Annotated in this window: 13 protein-coding genes; 2 read left to right on the top strand and 11 right to left on the bottom strand. The window is 45.0% G+C overall.

All coding sequences use genetic code 11. The annotated features are described in order from the left end of the window. Window positions 1–2 precede the first annotated feature (2 nt). Together MBEAL2_RS05535 and MBEAL2_RS05525 are read right to left on the bottom strand one after the other, a co-directional pair. Window positions 3–806 (bottom strand): ABC transporter permease, encoded by an 804-nt coding sequence (locus MBEAL2_RS05535; RefSeq protein WP_047151328.1) that lies wholly within the window; start codon window positions 804–806, stop codon window positions 3–5. A gap of 323 nt (window positions 807–1,129) precedes the next feature. Continuing rightward, entirely contained in the window at window positions 1,130–2,842 is a 1,713-nt protein-coding gene (locus MBEAL2_RS05525) for a methyl-accepting chemotaxis protein (protein ID WP_047151438.1), read from the bottom strand. A gap of 322 nt (window positions 2,843–3,164) precedes the next feature. Here MBEAL2_RS05525 and MBEAL2_RS05520 point away from each other — a divergent pair, with 322 nt between their 5' ends. After that, window positions 3,165–4,133, top strand: coding sequence for a hypothetical protein (locus tag MBEAL2_RS05520; protein WP_052947504.1), 969 nt, complete (start codon window positions 3,165–3,167; stop codon window positions 4,131–4,133). A gap of 44 nt (window positions 4,134–4,177) precedes the next feature. Here MBEAL2_RS05520 and MBEAL2_RS05515 read toward each other — a convergent pair whose 3' ends face one another. From MBEAL2_RS05515 to MBEAL2_RS05495, 5 genes are all read right to left on the bottom strand, one after another. Next, window positions 4,178–6,397 (bottom strand): hypothetical protein, encoded by a 2,220-nt coding sequence (locus MBEAL2_RS05515; protein ID WP_047151436.1) that lies wholly within the window; start codon window positions 6,395–6,397, stop codon window positions 4,178–4,180. A gap of 14 nt (window positions 6,398–6,411) precedes the next feature. Further along, complete coding sequence (locus tag MBEAL2_RS05510; RefSeq protein WP_052947503.1) at window positions 6,412–7,206, bottom strand: response regulator transcription factor; 795 nt, start codon at window positions 7,204–7,206, stop codon at window positions 6,412–6,414. 34 nt (window positions 7,207–7,240) lie between these two features. Continuing rightward, on the bottom strand, window positions 7,241–8,650 hold the full coding sequence (locus MBEAL2_RS05505) for a glycosyltransferase family 2 protein (RefSeq protein WP_047151326.1): 1,410 nt from the start codon (window positions 8,648–8,650) through the stop codon (window positions 7,241–7,243). Window positions 8,651–8,664: 14 nt separating this feature from the next. Next, complete coding sequence (locus tag MBEAL2_RS05500; RefSeq protein ID WP_047151325.1) at window positions 8,665–9,843, bottom strand: HEAT repeat domain-containing protein; 1,179 nt, start codon at window positions 9,841–9,843, stop codon at window positions 8,665–8,667. Between the two features lie 116 nt (window positions 9,844–9,959). Then, window positions 9,960–10,859 carry a hypothetical protein gene (locus MBEAL2_RS05495; RefSeq protein WP_152667714.1) on the bottom strand — a complete coding sequence of 300 codons (900 nt, stop codon included), beginning with the start codon at window positions 10,857–10,859 and terminating at the stop codon, window positions 9,960–9,962. A 100-nt stretch (window positions 10,860–10,959) separates the two neighbouring features. Here MBEAL2_RS05495 and MBEAL2_RS05490 point away from each other — a divergent pair, with 100 nt between their 5' ends. Beyond that, entirely contained in the window at window positions 10,960–11,883 is a 924-nt protein-coding gene (locus MBEAL2_RS05490) for a hypothetical protein (RefSeq protein WP_082129773.1), read from the top strand. A 78-nt stretch (window positions 11,884–11,961) separates the two neighbouring features. Here MBEAL2_RS05490 and glmM read toward each other — a convergent pair whose 3' ends face one another. From glmM to MBEAL2_RS05470, 4 genes are all read right to left on the bottom strand, one after another. Beyond that, the gene (gene glmM, locus MBEAL2_RS05485) at window positions 11,962–13,326 is read right to left on the bottom strand and encodes a phosphoglucosamine mutase (protein WP_047151323.1); all 1,365 of its coding nucleotides are present in this window, start codon (window positions 13,324–13,326) and stop codon (window positions 11,962–11,964) included. Between the two features lie 169 nt (window positions 13,327–13,495). Beyond that, window positions 13,496–15,040 carry a hypothetical protein gene (locus MBEAL2_RS05480; RefSeq protein ID WP_047151322.1) on the bottom strand — a complete coding sequence of 515 codons (1,545 nt, stop codon included), beginning with the start codon at window positions 15,038–15,040 and terminating at the stop codon, window positions 13,496–13,498. 50 nt (window positions 15,041–15,090) lie between these two features. After that, the gene (locus MBEAL2_RS05475; RefSeq protein WP_047151321.1) at window positions 15,091–15,522 is read right to left on the bottom strand and encodes a divergent PAP2 family protein; all 432 of its coding nucleotides are present in this window, start codon (window positions 15,520–15,522) and stop codon (window positions 15,091–15,093) included. After that, window positions 15,506–15,904 carry an SMR family transporter gene (locus MBEAL2_RS05470; RefSeq protein ID WP_052947502.1) on the bottom strand — a complete coding sequence of 133 codons (399 nt, stop codon included), beginning with the start codon at window positions 15,902–15,904 and terminating at the stop codon, window positions 15,506–15,508. Before MBEAL2_RS05470 ends, MBEAL2_RS05475 begins: the two co-directional genes overlap by 17 nt. Between the last annotated feature and the right edge of the window lie 4 nt (window positions 15,905–15,908).

Genomic DNA, 15,908 nt, shown 5'->3' with positions numbered 1-15,908 from the left:
TCCTATCTGGATATTGTTTTATGCATTATTTTATCTATGAAACTAACCAGCAAAAGCAGTAAAAACGATACGGTTAAGAGCAAAGCGGATATGGCCACCGCTACGTCAGCATCTGATTCCATCGCTGTATAAATCGCTAGCGGTAGTGTTTGCGTCTTGCCCGGTAAGTTTCCTGCAAACATCATTGTTGCCCCAAATTCGCCTAAGGCTAGCGCCCAGCTAAGCGCTACCCCCGATAACAATCCAGGTAGTGCTAATGGAATGGTCACCCGCCAGAACGTATGCCAGGGCGTTACACCTAATGTCCGTGACACAGCAAGTAACTGATTATCTACTGCCTCAAAAGCTTGTCTTGCTGTTGTCACGAAAAATGGGGTGGCCATAAATACTTGAGCGAATACCACAGCAATCCAGGTAAAAGGAATCTCAATCCCCAAAAAGGACAGCATATTCCCTAACATTCCCCGCTGCCCAAACACCAACAGCAACCCGACCCCAACGACTGCCGTTGGAGCAACAATTGGCATTTTCAAAGCGACTTCCAACCATTCTTTGCCAACAAAATCACTTTTAGCTAACCAATAGGCCAGCGGGGTTCCAAATAGAATAATAATGACCAAGGAAATACCTGTCGTTTGCAAACTTAACAGCAGCGCACTATATGTAATATCACTGTTTAATTTCTCAAACAGTAAAGATGGACTTTTGCTCACAAATACAGAAAACAATGGCAAGAATAAATAAGAGACAATGCCAAAAATCAATATAAACAGCAAAATCCGTCCAAATTGCCTCCATTTAAACATTAAACATACCACCCTCCTTATTCGGTTTAAACTAATTTACAATTTCTTATTATAGTTATAAATTTTTGTTTTGAATACAATTGATTGTACAATTTGTTAAAAAATCTCGTTTTTTTTCGAATAATTTAAACGAGGTATCTAACACATTAAAAACACCAAATCGGGTACTTACCTCTTCAATGAGCAGATATTTTTCATATAAGAATAACATAAATTTGTACTTTACCATAAAAAAGGCATATACCCTCATCCTGTGTAAAAATAGAAGTGTGACCAACCACTTCTATACAAAGGAAAAGAATATATGCTTCTTACGTATAGGGTTACACTTTAAACTTTCCAAGAAGATTACTCAGTTCTTCCGCCATTTTGGAAAGGGCCGCAGCGGAAGATGTGATTTCCTCCATTGGAGCCAACTGTTTCTCCGCAAAAACTGCAGCGTTTTGACTGCTTGCAGATGTTCCTCTAGAAACCTGGGCAATGTGAGAGATAGAAGCTGAAACCTGCTCGGTACCGGCTGACATTTGCTGAGCTATGGCAGACATGTCTTGAATTTGATCAGCAACACGTTTCATCGAGTGTAAAATCTCCGTAAAGTTACGTTCAGTTTCATAAGCCACATCAATCCCTGATCCAACTTCTTTCTTTACTTGATCCATTACATCCACTGAAATCTTCGTATCACTCTGTATTTTTGTTATGATGTTCGTAATTTGGCCGGCAGAAACTGAAGATTGTTCAGCCAGCTTCCTTACTTCATCAGCCACAACGGCAAATCCGCGTCCATACTCTCCTGCCCGGGCTGCTTCAATTGCCGCGTTCAACGCTAATAAATTAGTCTGATCAGCAATCCCGGTGATTACGCCCAAAATCTTTTCAATTTCTTGGGAGTGATCAAATAACTGGTTGATTGTCGCATCGGAATCATTAACAGATTTCTGGATTGAATTCATTTGACGCACTACCTTTTGTATCGATTGTCCGCCTGTCTCCGCCAGCTCCGCTGTTCCATTAGAGGCTTCTGACACTACAAAACAATTTTCGGCAATACGTTGAATTCCTTTAGACATCTCTTCCATAGCTCTGGCACTCTGTTCAGTGTTTTCGGTTTGAGTCTCTGTGCCACTGGCCACTTGTTCGATGGATGTCGCAATCAGTTCAGTAGCTTTGACACTTTGTTCGGCGCTTGCAGTTAATTCTTCAGACGAGGCAGCAACCTGAACAGACGTATCGTTCACTTTGCGTATTAGATCCGATAAGTTATCAAGTGCCTGGTTGAAGTGATGTGCCAGCGTCCCGTATTCATCCCGCCGCTTCGTAAATTCCAATCGGTTCTTCAAGTTACCCTGTCCCAACTGTTCCATAAGGGTTCCAATTGAAACCAGCGGGTTGGTCAGGCGGTTACCCATGAACCAGGCAAGAATGAAGCCTACAATAAATTCGATAGCCAGTGTAATATACATATGGATTTTGATATCGTTAGCCGCGCTGTAAAATTCCTCGTCATAAGAACCGACAGCAATAATCCAATCCCATGGTTCAAAATACTTTAAGACAACAATTTTATCACGGGCGTGGTCCTCTCCCGGATTTTTCCATGCATAGTGAACGATTCCGTTCTTTTTTTCTGCGATCAACTTACCTACACCGCCCTGGGTGTCCCAGATACTTTTGCCTTCCGATTTAGGGTGCATCGTAAGCACACCATTTGAATTTTGAGCAAAAATATAACCGGTTGTTCCTACTTTAACTGTACTTTTCGATAGATCACGTGTTCCGTCTGAATTCCTCGGTCCAACTAGCAGGAGCTGCATCTCTGATTGGGCCTCTTCTTTCGTTATTTTCCCTTTTTTTACCTGGTCGTTCAAAGCAACGGCTGAATTGTAGCTGTTATTGGTAATGTTCCAAAGATCAGTCATTCCAGATTCTATAAGAGCATTCCTTGTTGATGAGTAACTAAGTAGGCCTAAAATCAATGTAGGAAACATGATGGATACTAAAATGATGGATATTAACTTGCTTTTTACACTACTCATTGTCAAAATTCTCCCCTCCTTTAGTCCTAATAAATATTCGCAAAAGAGTTCTTTTTCCCTGCTTCTATTTAGAATATTTGAAAATTTGTTTCTACTCCACTTCTCAAGTATTGTGGCTTTTCCTTGAAATATGATTTGTCCTTGGCAGGTTCAAGATACAAAAAAGTAATTTTTTTAAAAAAGTATAAAAGATACAAATATATCCTCCGATATAAAAAAATGAAAGAATAAATGACTACAAGTATAAAGTAAGTGATTCGATTTACCAATAAAAAACTCCTTTAGAATCAGGATAATTTATACAGTCACCGGAGGTAATGAGATGTTCAAGAAGTTTTTTGTTATTTTTTCTTTGTTTGTTTTTTCTTTACTCGGTCCAAACGTAATCCACGCAGCAGGGGGATACAAGGGAACATTTGTCACAAAAAAAATATTGCCCGGGGTAAACATGACAACACCTGTGGTAAATAAAACAATGGCGACTGAAACAAAGACAATGGCGACCTGGATATGGGATGCTTCGATAATTGAAACACACCCGAACGAAGCTTTAACGTTTTTGGAAAGCAAAGGGGTAAATAAACTTTATCTTCAAATCTCCTATACGATTAGTTCTGCTTCCTATCACGATTTCATAATAAAAGCAAATCAAAAAAACATTGATGTATACGCATTGAATGGCAGCCCAGCCTGGGCTGCTGCCGGTAATGAAGGCGAATACCAGAAGTTTATAGATTGGGTGGGGAAATTTAAAACACAATATCCTGGTTCCGGGACATTCAAAGGCATTCATTTGGATGTAGAACCCTATTTATCAGATGAATGGAATACGAATAGAGAAGCCCTAATAAAAAGATTCCAGGATATGATGATGATCTTTAAGGCCTCTGCAGCTTCCAACCAGCTTACTTTGGAATGTGATATTCCTTTTTGGTATGACACCGTCACCTATACGAACAGCGTTTATTTGAGCGGAAATTTAGCGGAGTGGATTATCAAGAATGTCGATGGTGTATCCGTCATGGCGTACCGAGATCAGGCAGATGGTGATAATGGCATTGTTACGCTGTCTGCTACAGAAGTGGATTACGCTGGAAAATACGGGAAAAAGGCAGTCATAGCAGTCGAAACAATGAACATATTGGAGACGCCGTATATCACGTTTTATGAAGAAGGGGAAGCTTATATGAGAAGTGAGCTGGCGAAAGTATCATCCAGCTTTGCGTCTAAAACAGGCTTTGGAGGGACTGCGGTACATTATTATGATAGCTGGAGAAACATGAAACCATAATAATAAAGAGGGTTCCTGATAAGACAGGAACCCTCTTTTTGTTTTTATTGGTTCGTAGTTTCAGGTATCTCCCGGAAAGCTTTCTGCATAATCGCGTAGCTTTTCTTCAATCTTTCCTGAAAATGGGCTTCGTCCCACGGCTCCCATGTGTACATAGGCATTTTCGAAACATCCGCGGCAGCTTTACCATCTCCAAGACCTTTAACCTGGTTTGTTTGTCCGTCAACCATCCACGGAACCAAATGAATGCCATCAACGTTCTCCGTTTGCAATTTCTTGCCGTCGTTAGCATAATTGATAACATTTAAGGAGCTTGGGTCCGAAAAACCGAGCAGCATCCAGGGAATTCGCATCTCAACTACGTTCCCTTTGGCCTGCCACATAGCAAGAGAATTGTAGTTTGGATCCGCCGGATCCGTCGTTCCGCGTCGCAATTCACCCATTTGTATATCCTTATACGGACGATCTCTTACTTCCTGCGGCGGCTTGCTCTTCTTATCAATAATTAATTTCCACGGTGTAAAGACGCCGGAATCATCCTTCATCTCCATCGGATTTACAGGGAAATTCCCTTTCATTTCACCCCACAGCCGGGTGTGAAAATTGTAATTCGACGCCATGCTTACCTGGCTCTGTTTGCCAATTGAAATGAGTGTCTCTATTCCTTCACTTAGCTTCCGGTTCCCCATCTCCCTGGCATGCCGGTTTCCACCTTTAACCGTATCCATTCCAACATACAGCATTTCTTTGTCCGAATCGAAATTGTGGTCCAGTTCACCGGCAATGTAAAGGTAAGCTTCATCGTGCGCCACCTGCATTTTCTTCCAGCCAGGCACACCGGGGTTCCATTCTTTTTTATCCTCTATTTGTTTCCAGTCATTCATATTTCCATCGATTTTCAGCGGGCCATCCTTGCTCGAGAAATATCCGTCAATTCCGAATAACTGCTCATTCGTTAAAACGTTCAGCCAGTACTTCCGCCGATCGGCCGGCATTTCATAATCCATTGTGTTCCACGTTCGCTTAAACCATTCGTCCTGCCACTCGAATAGAATCGCCCCGGCATAGTTCTCCTGAACAATTTCGTGGAGCAGGTCCGCGTTAATATTTCCCTGTTCTTCCTCCGTGTTGCCGCCCTGATTCCTGTCCAGGCCGGTCAGGTGCCCCACTCCAAGCGAGGAAGGAACGCCAAACTCGGTAATCATAACGGGCATCCCCTTAAAGTGCTTCTTCAACTGGCGAAGATACGCTTTGTAGGTGTCCACTTCACCCTTATCATTTTTAACGTTCGTGAGCGTCTGATCAAACCGGAAGAAATCCGGGTAGTACGGATAAGCATGGAAAGAAGCAAAATACCCGGCCTGCCAGTTTGCTGGCTGGATATGTGCAGCGTCCACACTTACCAAATCCTCATTGCGTTCAACTTCTCCCGGATGTTTCAATGGATCCGTTGTTACCCAGTTGGTAAAGGTATATGGATGTTGCCAGCCTTCCTTGCTTTCAAACGTCGCAAGTGTGTTGAGCATTTCCGCCAGCATGCTTTCAAACGGTGTCGCATTTTCTTTCGCTTTAAAATAATCGCCCTGGAACGGCGGTGTTCCTTTATGTACCTGATCCGTGTTATCAACCAATTCAGGATCCCACTCCGTCCCGACACTCCAGCCTAGCAAATAAGGACCGGCGTTTGCCCTGTATTTGCCGCTCGCTTTCCCGCTCTCTGCTGGAATATCGATGTCCCCGTAGACAGCTCCCACGGCGTAAATGATTTCTTTCTTGAAAGCTTTCAGCGAAGAACCACTAAGCGCGTCATAATCTTTTAACATCTGTTCCTCGGGCGACCACACCCCCTGAATAAAATAAAGGGGGTTATCCTTATGTGCCTGGTTGTACTCAACCAGAGTTTTATAAAAAATCGGGTTATGGATCGTGTATACCCGGATGACGTTTGCCCCCATATTTTGAATCTGAGCAAACCAGCGCAAAAGCGTTTTTTGATCGGTCGCCAATTCACCAGGATCATGGCCAGGGTAGGTTGCTCCGACGTTCACTCCTTTGGAAAAGAAAGGCTGCCATTTCTTATCCTTATAAATTTCGATTTTTTCGCCCTCTGTCCGAAATTTCACGTTCATTCCATTAGCTAGTTTTACGTTCTCCACAGATGTCGTTTCCGCCCCGGCAGTTTGAAACTGGTGCCAGCTAAAATAACTGGCCACCAGAACGGCCACAAGCCCGATACTCATACGTAACCTTATGTTTCTCTTCATATTTTTCAAAGCACCTACTCCAGAATACGGCGAATTCGTGCCTCGACTTCCACCGGGGAATACGGCTTCGTTATATAATCGGATACACCCATCTCAAAGCATGTGCTAATGTCCCGTTCTAAACGGTTGTTTGATAGCACCATAATGTCGCAGTCCTCATATGCTTTATTGCGGATCGTGCGAATGACCTCATATCCGTCGTAAACGGGCAGTGACAATTCTGTGATGACCAAATCCGGTGATACGGCATCAAACAGGCGCATCCCTTCTAGGCCGCTATTCGCTTTATATACTTCATAGCCTTTCATCATCAATCTGGAATCAAGCAGTTCTCCAACCGCTTCGTCATCATCGATAATGAGGATCGTAGATTTTTCTTTTTTTGCTTCTGACGGGTTATACATTAGAATCGTGTTTTCATAGTCTGCTTCTTCCTGCAGCGTATGAAGCATTTGCTGTACATCTGTTTCATTTGACAAGCGGTTGAAGTCCGCTATGAGGATGTTCCCGCCGGGCAGGTTCTCTTCCTGCAGAAACTGCTGTACGGATAAAGAAAGAAAATGCGTGTAGCTCAGATCTTTGTCTGGCAGCAAAATGGCCAGCACAGCATTTTTGTATAATAAGTTCACAGCCATATCGGGTTCGTGGCCTGCCACTACTTCTTTCAACCGCTCTCGCTGGCTTGTATCTAACACATATTTCCCAAGAATTACACCGCAAGTCTTCCGGTCCAATTCTACCAATGCCTGATTAATCCCATTCATAATAAGGTCTGTTTCCCTCACCGTTTCCAGCACTCGTGTCGACATCTCTTATCACTCCTATTGATTATTGTATCTTGTATCAAGCGGCTTCCTTTTTCCAGCTTGTTCGGACCATGGTTCCCCACGAATCGTCTTTACGTATAAAGTCAATATGGCCGAGAATGGTCCAGAACACATTAATCTGGTTATAACCAAGTGTCATTAGAATGCAATAAAACATCATTTTCACAAGATCCTTAAATTGCGGGTACCGCCTAAACGCGATTTCCTCAATGAGCAAGGCACCGCAGCTGAATAAAATCTCGACAAGCAAGCTTATCCCCAGAATAAATAGCATCACCTTGTAATTAGCCATATTTTCTAAAATCAGTCCGATAAGCGCCAGATAACCGGTCACCTTTAAATAAGGCCCGAGTGTTTCAAAAATCAGCGTATACGGCATCGATAGAAGCCCCACCGCTCTGTACTTAGGAACGAACATCATACTGCTGTATTTAAAAATATTTTTAATGTTGCCACGTGCCCACCGTTTACGCTGGCTCTTTAGAATACGCAGCGATTCCGGTGCCTGTGTCCAGCATACCGCGTCCGGACAGTACGCAATCCGGTATGGAAGATCGTTATCCATCATATGTTTGTGCAGCTTAATAATAATGTTCATATCCTCGCCAGGAAAGCCGTCCCGGTAGCCGTCAACCTTGACTAAGTAATCTTTCCGGAAAAGGCCGAATGCGCCCGATACAATGAGGAGCCCGTTAATGGCACTCCAACCGATCCTTCCTGCAAGGAAGGACTTCAAGTATTCAATGTTCTGGAACATCGGCAATAATTTATCGGGGAGGCGCACTTTCGTCACGATCCCGTTTTCAATATCACATCCATTCGCCACACGTACATTGCCCCCGATCGCAACGGTTTCCTCAGGATTTTCCATGTATACGCTGGCGAGCCGGATTAAGGCGTCTTTTTCCAGTAATGAATCCGCATCAATCGTTGCGACGAGCGGATAGTGGGACACGTTAACACCTGCGTTCAGAGCATCTGCCTTCCCGCCGTTTTCCTTATCCACAACATAAAGCTTAGGATAGCGGGGATTGTGATACACTCCCCTGAGCGGCATCGCTTCAAGTGCTTGTCCAACCGAGTATGTGGTCTTGGGTATCAGGTTGAATTCGTCAATTAACAGCTTGAGTGTATCATCCCTCGATCCATCGTTAATGACGATAACTTCATACCTGGGATAGTTGAGATTCAAAAGAGACCGCACGCTCTCAATAATGGTCAGTTCCTCATTATAGGAAGGAACCAGGATGGAGACGGGCGGAACGTACTCGGAGCCCGACAACTCGTCGTATTTGGAGTATTTCGATCCTTTAATAATACGAATAATCCGTTTATACGAAACGAGCATAATAACCAAATAAAACAGGTACACGACGATAACAGAAAAAAAAGCAAAGAGAGCGTAGCCCAGAAGTAAACCTTTCACGATCCCCCTCCTTTCTAAGAACTTAACCGGGCACTGCCCGCCTGCATAAAAAACTGCCGGTAAATACGAAGCCGGTTATTGTGGCGAATGGTTTGCTCCAGGTCTTTGGAGTAAAACGATCCTTTAGACAGTTCTTCCTCAATCATATCGGCTGCCAGGGACGCCTGAAGAGTCTCCTCCTCGTATACCGCCACCTCGCATAAAGCCCGAAAGCCGGCATCACCAAGCCGAATTAAGCTTTTGGCGCTGTTGTACCTTACACGCCAGTCGAAATCTTTCATCCCTTCCTTTAAAAGAGAAATAACAGATACCATTCCGAGATGGCCAAACGCATCGGCGGCTTCGGCGCGAACGGTTGCATCCTCATGCTGCATAAGCTCTCTCATCTGCTCCCGTTTCATTTTTGTTCCCTGACGGACAATGGCTTGAACGGCCAATATTCTCAGTTCCGGGTCGTTTGACCAAACGAAAGACCATAAAAGATCGTGTACGCCAGGAATGAATTGATTATGGAGTGCAGTCATGGCAATTCTCACAAACTTCTCGTCCCTCTCTGTCAAATAACGGTAAAGCATAGAGGTGCAGTCGATTCGAGATTGGGCAAGCACATCAACTACGAGCAGATGCGAATGTGACTGTTTACGGTGTTTCACCAAAATACGGACCATCTTGTCGAGCTCTTCTTCATTTTGCACGCATTTGGCAATGGCTCTGGCAATGACAAAAGCGGGTGGACCATACTTTTCCTCCTCAAGCAGCTGCAGAAGTGCCGGCACCGCTTCTTTCGCCTGGATAACACCCAGGTTGTGGACTGCGTCCAGCCTGGTTCCGTGAATTTCGCTGCGCAGCCTTTGCATATTGAGCTCCACCAGACCAAGTTCGCGGCATAGATTTGTTAGTTTATCGCGTTCAGCACCAACGATTTTCCCCATCCAGTCAAACAGCTTTTTTTGAATAACCCCAAGCTCTCTCTTCGTCAGCGGACCATTCGGTTTTTGGAGCGGTGCCCTGTCATGGAGGTGTACTTTAACATAGTCAAAATAGCTTTGATATTTCTGCAGATAATACCTCGTTTGGCGTTCCTGCCAGATCGCCCTGCTTCTTAAACTAAAAAGAACGACTAAAACAATGACAATGAGGGTAAACAAGATGTATGTGGAATAAATAAGATTTTCCAAGACCCTCTCGTCCATATGGAACACCTCCTTCTTAATACCTGTCCTCGCCTGCCTTCTCTACTATACAAATATAATTTGATCATTTTATTATCATTTATGAACCATTTTTAACCGCATTGTAAAGTTTGTTCTTATTCACCTTCATAGGAACGTTTCCACGCGGAATAATCATGAACAGCAAATCCAAGGAATCCTGAAGAAAAATACAATTCATTCTCCACTTTTTTTAACTCCTGCTTCATTTTATGTGTCCCTTTCTTGTTAAACGTTGTATCGCCGCTCTCCTGAACCGGATTCATTTCAACATCAATAATTACGCTTTTATTTAATTGACCGGCTTCCTGGATGATAGGAGCAGACAGTTCATAGATGCTATTGGATCCAACTCCCGCATCCCGGTAAGCCATAATGGAAATGCGGTCAAATTTTTTCATCATCCAGATACTTACATTTTCATTTGAAGCAGGGACTTTCAAAGAATTAACCCAAAAAGGCAAATCAACTGTCCTGGTCAAGCCTGGCAGGCTTTCTTTTGTTACCCGGGAAACCGTATCCATATTCAACACCCATTCTTTCACCACTTTCTCCCGATTCGTGTTCCAATCCGGCAGTAAATAAGGTTCAATGTCCAGATGAATACCTGAAAAACGATACGGCGGGCTTACGGATTGGTTGTAATTTTTAACCCACGTAATAAATTGCGTGATATTTTTTTGTCCCTCCAGGGTTGCCCAGGCCGGATCACCAGCAAGCGCTTCTACTTTGATGTGGTTCCTGTTCGCTGCCTGGATAAATTTTTGATACGTTTCTTTTTTAGCGTTGGCGGGATTTACCCAAACATAGAGATGGGTAATATGATTTTGCAAGGCAAAATGCAAAATACTTTGCTGCTGTTTCTCAAGTATCGAAGCGTTCCATATCCAGGTCCCCATGTACATCTCCGGTGTCGTCAATTTCCACACCGCTGTAATAATCATGCTTGTAGTCAGGAGGGTTATAACTATCCTCCTGCTCATTTTGTTTTTAAACAAATAAAAACCCTCCTCCAGAAAACAACTAAGTGCCTATTTTCTAATTAAGGAACCAATACTATTATCAACATGAAAACAATTTTTGATAGGGAGGTAACGAGTGAAAAGAAAAAAGATCTCATCCGGCTTTATTGCAAAAGTAATGGTTGTATGTCTGACTGTAGCCGTATCGTCTCTCTTCATTCCATTGCAAGGCGGTCTTTCGAATAAGGTTTATGCCGCAGAACAGCCTGAGAAAGCGACCTGGCTATGGAATACATATTCGATTTGGAAGGAAAAAGATAAGACCCTTGATTTTCTTTCGCATAACAGCGTTACCCTCTTGTATTTGCAAATAGATGCAGACATACCGGGTGACGTCTACCGTACCTTCATAAGCGAGGCCTCAGATCGCGGCATTGAAGTTCATGCATTGGGAGGAGCCCCGGACTGGGTGCTTCCGGAACACCAGGACAGGCTTTATCAGTTCGTCCACTGGGTAAATGCCTACAATAACAGCGTTCGGCCTGTTGAACGGTTTAATGGCATTCATCTCGACGTGGAAGCCCATGTCCTTTCACAATTTAAGAGCGACCAGGATAAGGTGCTCGGCCTATGGATGGATACGGTCAGCGGCTTTGTTGATGAGGTGAAATCCGAGAACCCTCATTTAACCACGGGCGCTGATTTGCCGGTATGGCTGCATCGGTTCGATGTGCGTGACGGGCACGGCGGCAGAACAACCCTTTCGAATTGGATGTTTGGCAAACTGGATCAAGTCACCTTAATGGCCTACATCGACAATGCCCAGGGCATTATCCAGGCCTGTTCCACTCCGCTGGATGAAGCCGCAAAGAATGGAAAGCCCGTGATCGTTGCGGTAGAAACGATGAACAATGACGAAGAGAACAGCAGCTTCTATGCAAAAGGAAAAGCGAGCATGATGAGGGAGTTAGATACAGTAAACAGAACACTCTCAAGCAGCCTTTCTTTTTCCGGAGAGGCAATTCATAATTATGAAAGTTGGTCTGCTTTAAAAGAGTAGATGCTAAATAAGCAAAAGCCCTACCTTATCTATCCTAAGTGTAGGGCTTTACTACTTTCATTTTGTTTCTGGTTTCTTCTAATTCGTAACGAGAACTGAACCTAATTCCCGCTCGACTGTTCTGGCAATGGCTTGTACCAGTGATTCCAGCTGCTCCTTATCCGGCCCCTCTGCCATGACGCGAACCAATGGCTCTGTCCCGGATGGGCGAACCAATACCCGTCCGTTACCCGCAAGTTCTGTCTCCGCTTCCTCAATTGCCTGTAGAACCGCTTTATTACCGGCCAGCCTTGTTTTATCAACGACCGGAACATTAACCAACAGCTGCGGATAATGGGTCATCACCTGTTTTAATTCAGACAGCGGCTGGCCTGATTCCTTCACAATCGTAAGCAGCTGCAGTCCGGTTAACAGTCCGTCACCGGTCGTATTATGATCGAGGAAAATAATATGCCCCGACTGTTCGCCGCCAAGATTGTAGCCGCCGCGAATCATCTCTTCTACGACGTAGCGATCGCCGACCGCGGTTTTGGTCGTATTGATGCCCTGCTCTCCCATTGCTTTAAAGAAGCCAAGATTCGCCATAACGGTCGTAACGATCGCGTTGTTGTGCAGCCTTCCCTTTGTTTTTAAGGCGCGGGCACAAATGGCCATAATGGCATCACCGTCAACCATCAGGCCGTTTTCATCCACAGCGAGGCAGCGGTCAGCATCCCCATCAAAGCACAATCCGATATCTGCTTTATGCTTCAACACTTCCGCCTGCAATTGTTCCGGGTGTGTAGAGCCTACCTGCTCATTAATATTGGAACCGTTCGGCTCGTCTCCAATGGTGACGACCTCCGCCCCCATATTAGCGAATAATAAAGGAGCAAGCGATGAGGCAGCTCCATTGGCGCAGTCCAACACCACTTTTAGACCTTCGAAGCGTTGCGCCACCGTGCTCTTCAGATGGGAAAGATATTGTTGGCCGCCTGCCAAATGCTCAGCTGCGAAACCAACGCTTGTACCGGTAGGCCTTGGAAGCGTGTCTTCCGCCGCCTCAAGAGCGTGCTCGATTTGTAATTCTGTTTTGTCACTTAACTTAAACCCATTGCTGCCGAAGAATTTGATGCCATTATCCGGAAACGGGTTGTGCGAAGCGGAAATCATCACACCAGCGTCCGCTTCCATTGCACGTGTCAAGAAAGCAACGCCTGATGTAGGAATCACACCCAGACGAACCACTTCAGCTCCGACCGACAACAATCCCGCAACTAACGCACTCTCAAGCATCTGGCCGGATATACGTGTATCTCTTCCGATAACTACCTTCGGCCTTTCAGCTTGCTTCTGTCCGGTCAGCACACTGCCGCCTACGCGGCCAATTCTAAAAGCGAGTTCAGGCGTAAGCTGTGCATTCGCAATTCCACGTACGCCATCTGTTCCAAAATACTTTCCCATTTTTATCCCTCATTTCTTTGTTTTTAGATGAACCGCCCGTCAGTACTTCCCTACAGTTGTCCCTCCGGTGCTCACCATCGTTCCGGAATGATCCAGCTCGAATACTGAACTGCCTTTGGGCTCGTCTTTCACTTCTTTAAACGCGATACCATTTTCCTTGAACCTGTTTTTATTGGAAAACGCATAAGAGAAGTACGCGGTAACCGGCTGCGGAGATTGCTTGAGTGCTTTCAGCTGGCTTTTTTAGATTTTCGTTCCACTGAGACTGCAGACTAAAGTAGGAAAAGGAAACGAGGGAGACATTAACGAATAGTACTGCGACCATTAACCAGCTTAACCCCCGAATCACCTTGCGTTCTTTAAAACTGAAGCCCAGCAGCGCAATCACAAACGGAACCATCCAGAGCTGCGGAACGTACCGTGCCCACCAGGCGGCATAGTTGATAAAAGCAGAGACAATTAGAATACAAAGCATGCCAAGCACAACGAATGTTCGCGGAATATTAAACAAAAACGCCATGGCCAGGATAAGCAGAGACAGTATAATCACACCGCTGAACAAGGGCCCAAATCCACCAATCGCGGTATCCGGTGTTCCGAATGTTTCCAGTTCCGCTGAGCTGAATGTAAAAGGTGTTTTTAGCTTTGTGACATCCCGATCCGTGGTGTTTGGCTCCGTCACTGCGAAATAAGAGTGGATGGCCTGATCGAGCCGGCTCATGGTCAAAAAGCTAGTCGGTGTAAAAGCGGCGACAACGTCTTTCGAACCGTTCCCGGCCAGCGGATAAAAGGGATTCCCGAACTTCATCGTATTTGTAACGTACGGATTTAACCCAAGGATAACCGTTCCAACAATGGCACTTGCCGCCATTACAATGATTAATTTTTTCAGCAAATCATATTTTTGTGTAATGTACAGCGCCAGAACAAGCCCGATACATAGAACACCGGCATACCCTATCGCCGTAAATTTATTGTTGACCGTTACGATGATGCAAAGCGAAATGGTGGCAATCAGGTATTTATTAGCCTGTAAGTAAAGTAAAACACCGAGCGCGACCAGACAGACAAGGAGCGAACTGAGCTGTCCATCGACGTAGAAACTTAGGGATTGATAGATGCTTATCGGGTTGCAGGCAACAAGCAGGGCGAGAATCGCACATCTGCCCCATTTTTTCGGCAGAACTGCAGCAAGTGCGGCGAAGGAGAGAAAGAACGAGCTTAGCATAAGAACAAAATTAAACACTTTGCTCATTTCAATTTTTCCAGTCACCGCATACAGGACAGTAGCGACAATTTCGTTGCCTCTCGCATAGTGGTCGATCCAGATTGCATAAGGAGCTCCCTGATCACCGAGCGATTTATCATAGACCGGATTCCAGCCGGCTGCCAGGCGAAGAATTCCTTCCTGGTGATACGCCTGTCCATCGTAGCTTAAATCATAGAAGTGACCGCTGACCATAAGAAAAATACCAAACAATACGGCTGACGCAAGAAAACTAATCCCAAAATAAAACGGGTATCTCTCCGGGAAATAAGCTTTCGCCATAAACCATATGAACACCGCCGTCGCGGCAAGCGCAATAAACAAATGGACGGCTGTAATCGGAACGCCCACGAGAAACAGCAGCGAGGCAACGACAAAGGCCGCAGCTGTAAAGACAAGCATGGTAATACCTATTAGCAGGCTTGTATTCTTGATTCGGTCGTTCATCTCTTTCTCTCCTTACTTTTTACTTTGGTTACTTGTTCTTGCAGATATGGTTATACCCAGAAAGAAGCGATCCATGCTACCAGCGTACCGACGCAAAGGCCGCCAACAATTTCTGTTTTCGTGTGGCCCTGCTTTTCTCTCAGGTTGGCCTGTTCACTGCCGGGATCCCGCTGGACCAGTATGTTAATAAAACGGGAATTTTCACCCACGGCCCTGCGCACGCCTGTCGCATCAATAATAACGATGAACACAACGGCAACACTTAATCCGAATAAGGGTGTATCCCACCCTTCTGTAAATCCAATGAGCATGGCCACAGAGGAGATAACCGATGTGTGGGTGCTTGGGAACCCGCCGTTCCCGACATGCTGCCTCGCTTCCCTGCCATGTTTGTACGAATTAATGGCAAATTTCATGCAGCCTGATGCAACCCAGGCGATAAAAGGAAGTAATGCAAATACATAACTATGAAATTCTTTCATATACCTTTCCTCCGTCATACTTCTCCACCGCTACGACCTTGAGATAAAAAAAAACGCCCAGCATAATGAAAACCATTCCTGCCCATTTCATGCCCGAAATCGATTCATTGAACAGATAATATCCGGCCAGGACAACGACTACATACCCAAGGCTGACCATGGGATATGCGACGCTAATATTCATTTGCTTCAATGTAACCAGCCAGAATAAAGAACTTACTGCGTAGGAAAAGAGCCCGGCCAGAACTGGCCAGGAACTCAACATTTTAAGAACGGCGGGCCCCTGACTCCAGAGCGGCTTTGGACTTGTGAGCCCCCATTTCATTAATAGCTGTCCGATGACGCCGAGCAGGACAGACGCCAGCAGCCACACGTATTTCATTTCG

The organism is Aneurinibacillus tyrosinisolvens (genome assembly GCF_001015055.1).
Lineage (GTDB): Bacteria > Bacillota > Bacilli > Aneurinibacillales > Aneurinibacillaceae > Aneurinibacillus_A > Aneurinibacillus_A tyrosinisolvens.
The sequence above is the reverse complement of the archived record's forward strand: the minus strand, read 5'-3'. Positions and strand labels throughout refer to the sequence as shown.

Bases quoted from the DNA above. Each gene is read 5' to 3' on its own strand.
- MBEAL2_RS05535 (WP_047151328.1), bottom strand. From the start codon at position 806: ATGTTTAAATGGAGGCAATTTGGACGGATTTTGCTGTTTATATTGATT.
- MBEAL2_RS05525 (WP_047151438.1), bottom strand. From the start codon at position 2,842: ATGAGTAGTGTAAAAAGCAAGTTAATATCCATCATTTTAGTATCCATC.
- MBEAL2_RS05520 (WP_052947504.1), top strand. From the start codon at position 3,165: ATGTTCAAGAAGTTTTTTGTTATTTTTTCTTTGTTTGTTTTTTCTTTA.
- MBEAL2_RS05515 (WP_047151436.1), bottom strand. From the start codon at position 6,397: ATGAAGAGAAACATAAGGTTACGTATGAGTATCGGGCTTGTGGCCGTT.
- MBEAL2_RS05510 (WP_052947503.1), bottom strand. From the start codon at position 7,206: ATGTCGACACGAGTGCTGGAAACGGTGAGGGAAACAGACCTTATTATG.
- MBEAL2_RS05500 (WP_047151325.1), bottom strand. From the start codon at position 9,843: ATGGACGAGAGGGTCTTGGAAAATCTTATTTATTCCACATACATCTTG.
- glmM (WP_047151323.1), bottom strand. From the start codon at position 13,326: ATGGGAAAGTATTTTGGAACAGATGGCGTACGTGGAATTGCGAATGCA.
- MBEAL2_RS05480 (WP_047151322.1), bottom strand. From the start codon at position 15,040: ATGAACGACCGAATCAAGAATACAAGCCTGCTAATAGGTATTACCATG.
- MBEAL2_RS05475 (WP_047151321.1), bottom strand. From the start codon at position 15,522: ATGAAAGAATTTCATAGTTATGTATTTGCATTACTTCCTTTTATCGCC.
- MBEAL2_RS05470 (WP_052947502.1), bottom strand. From the start codon at position 15,904: ATGAAATACGTGTGGCTGCTGGCGTCTGTCCTGCTCGGCGTCATCGGA.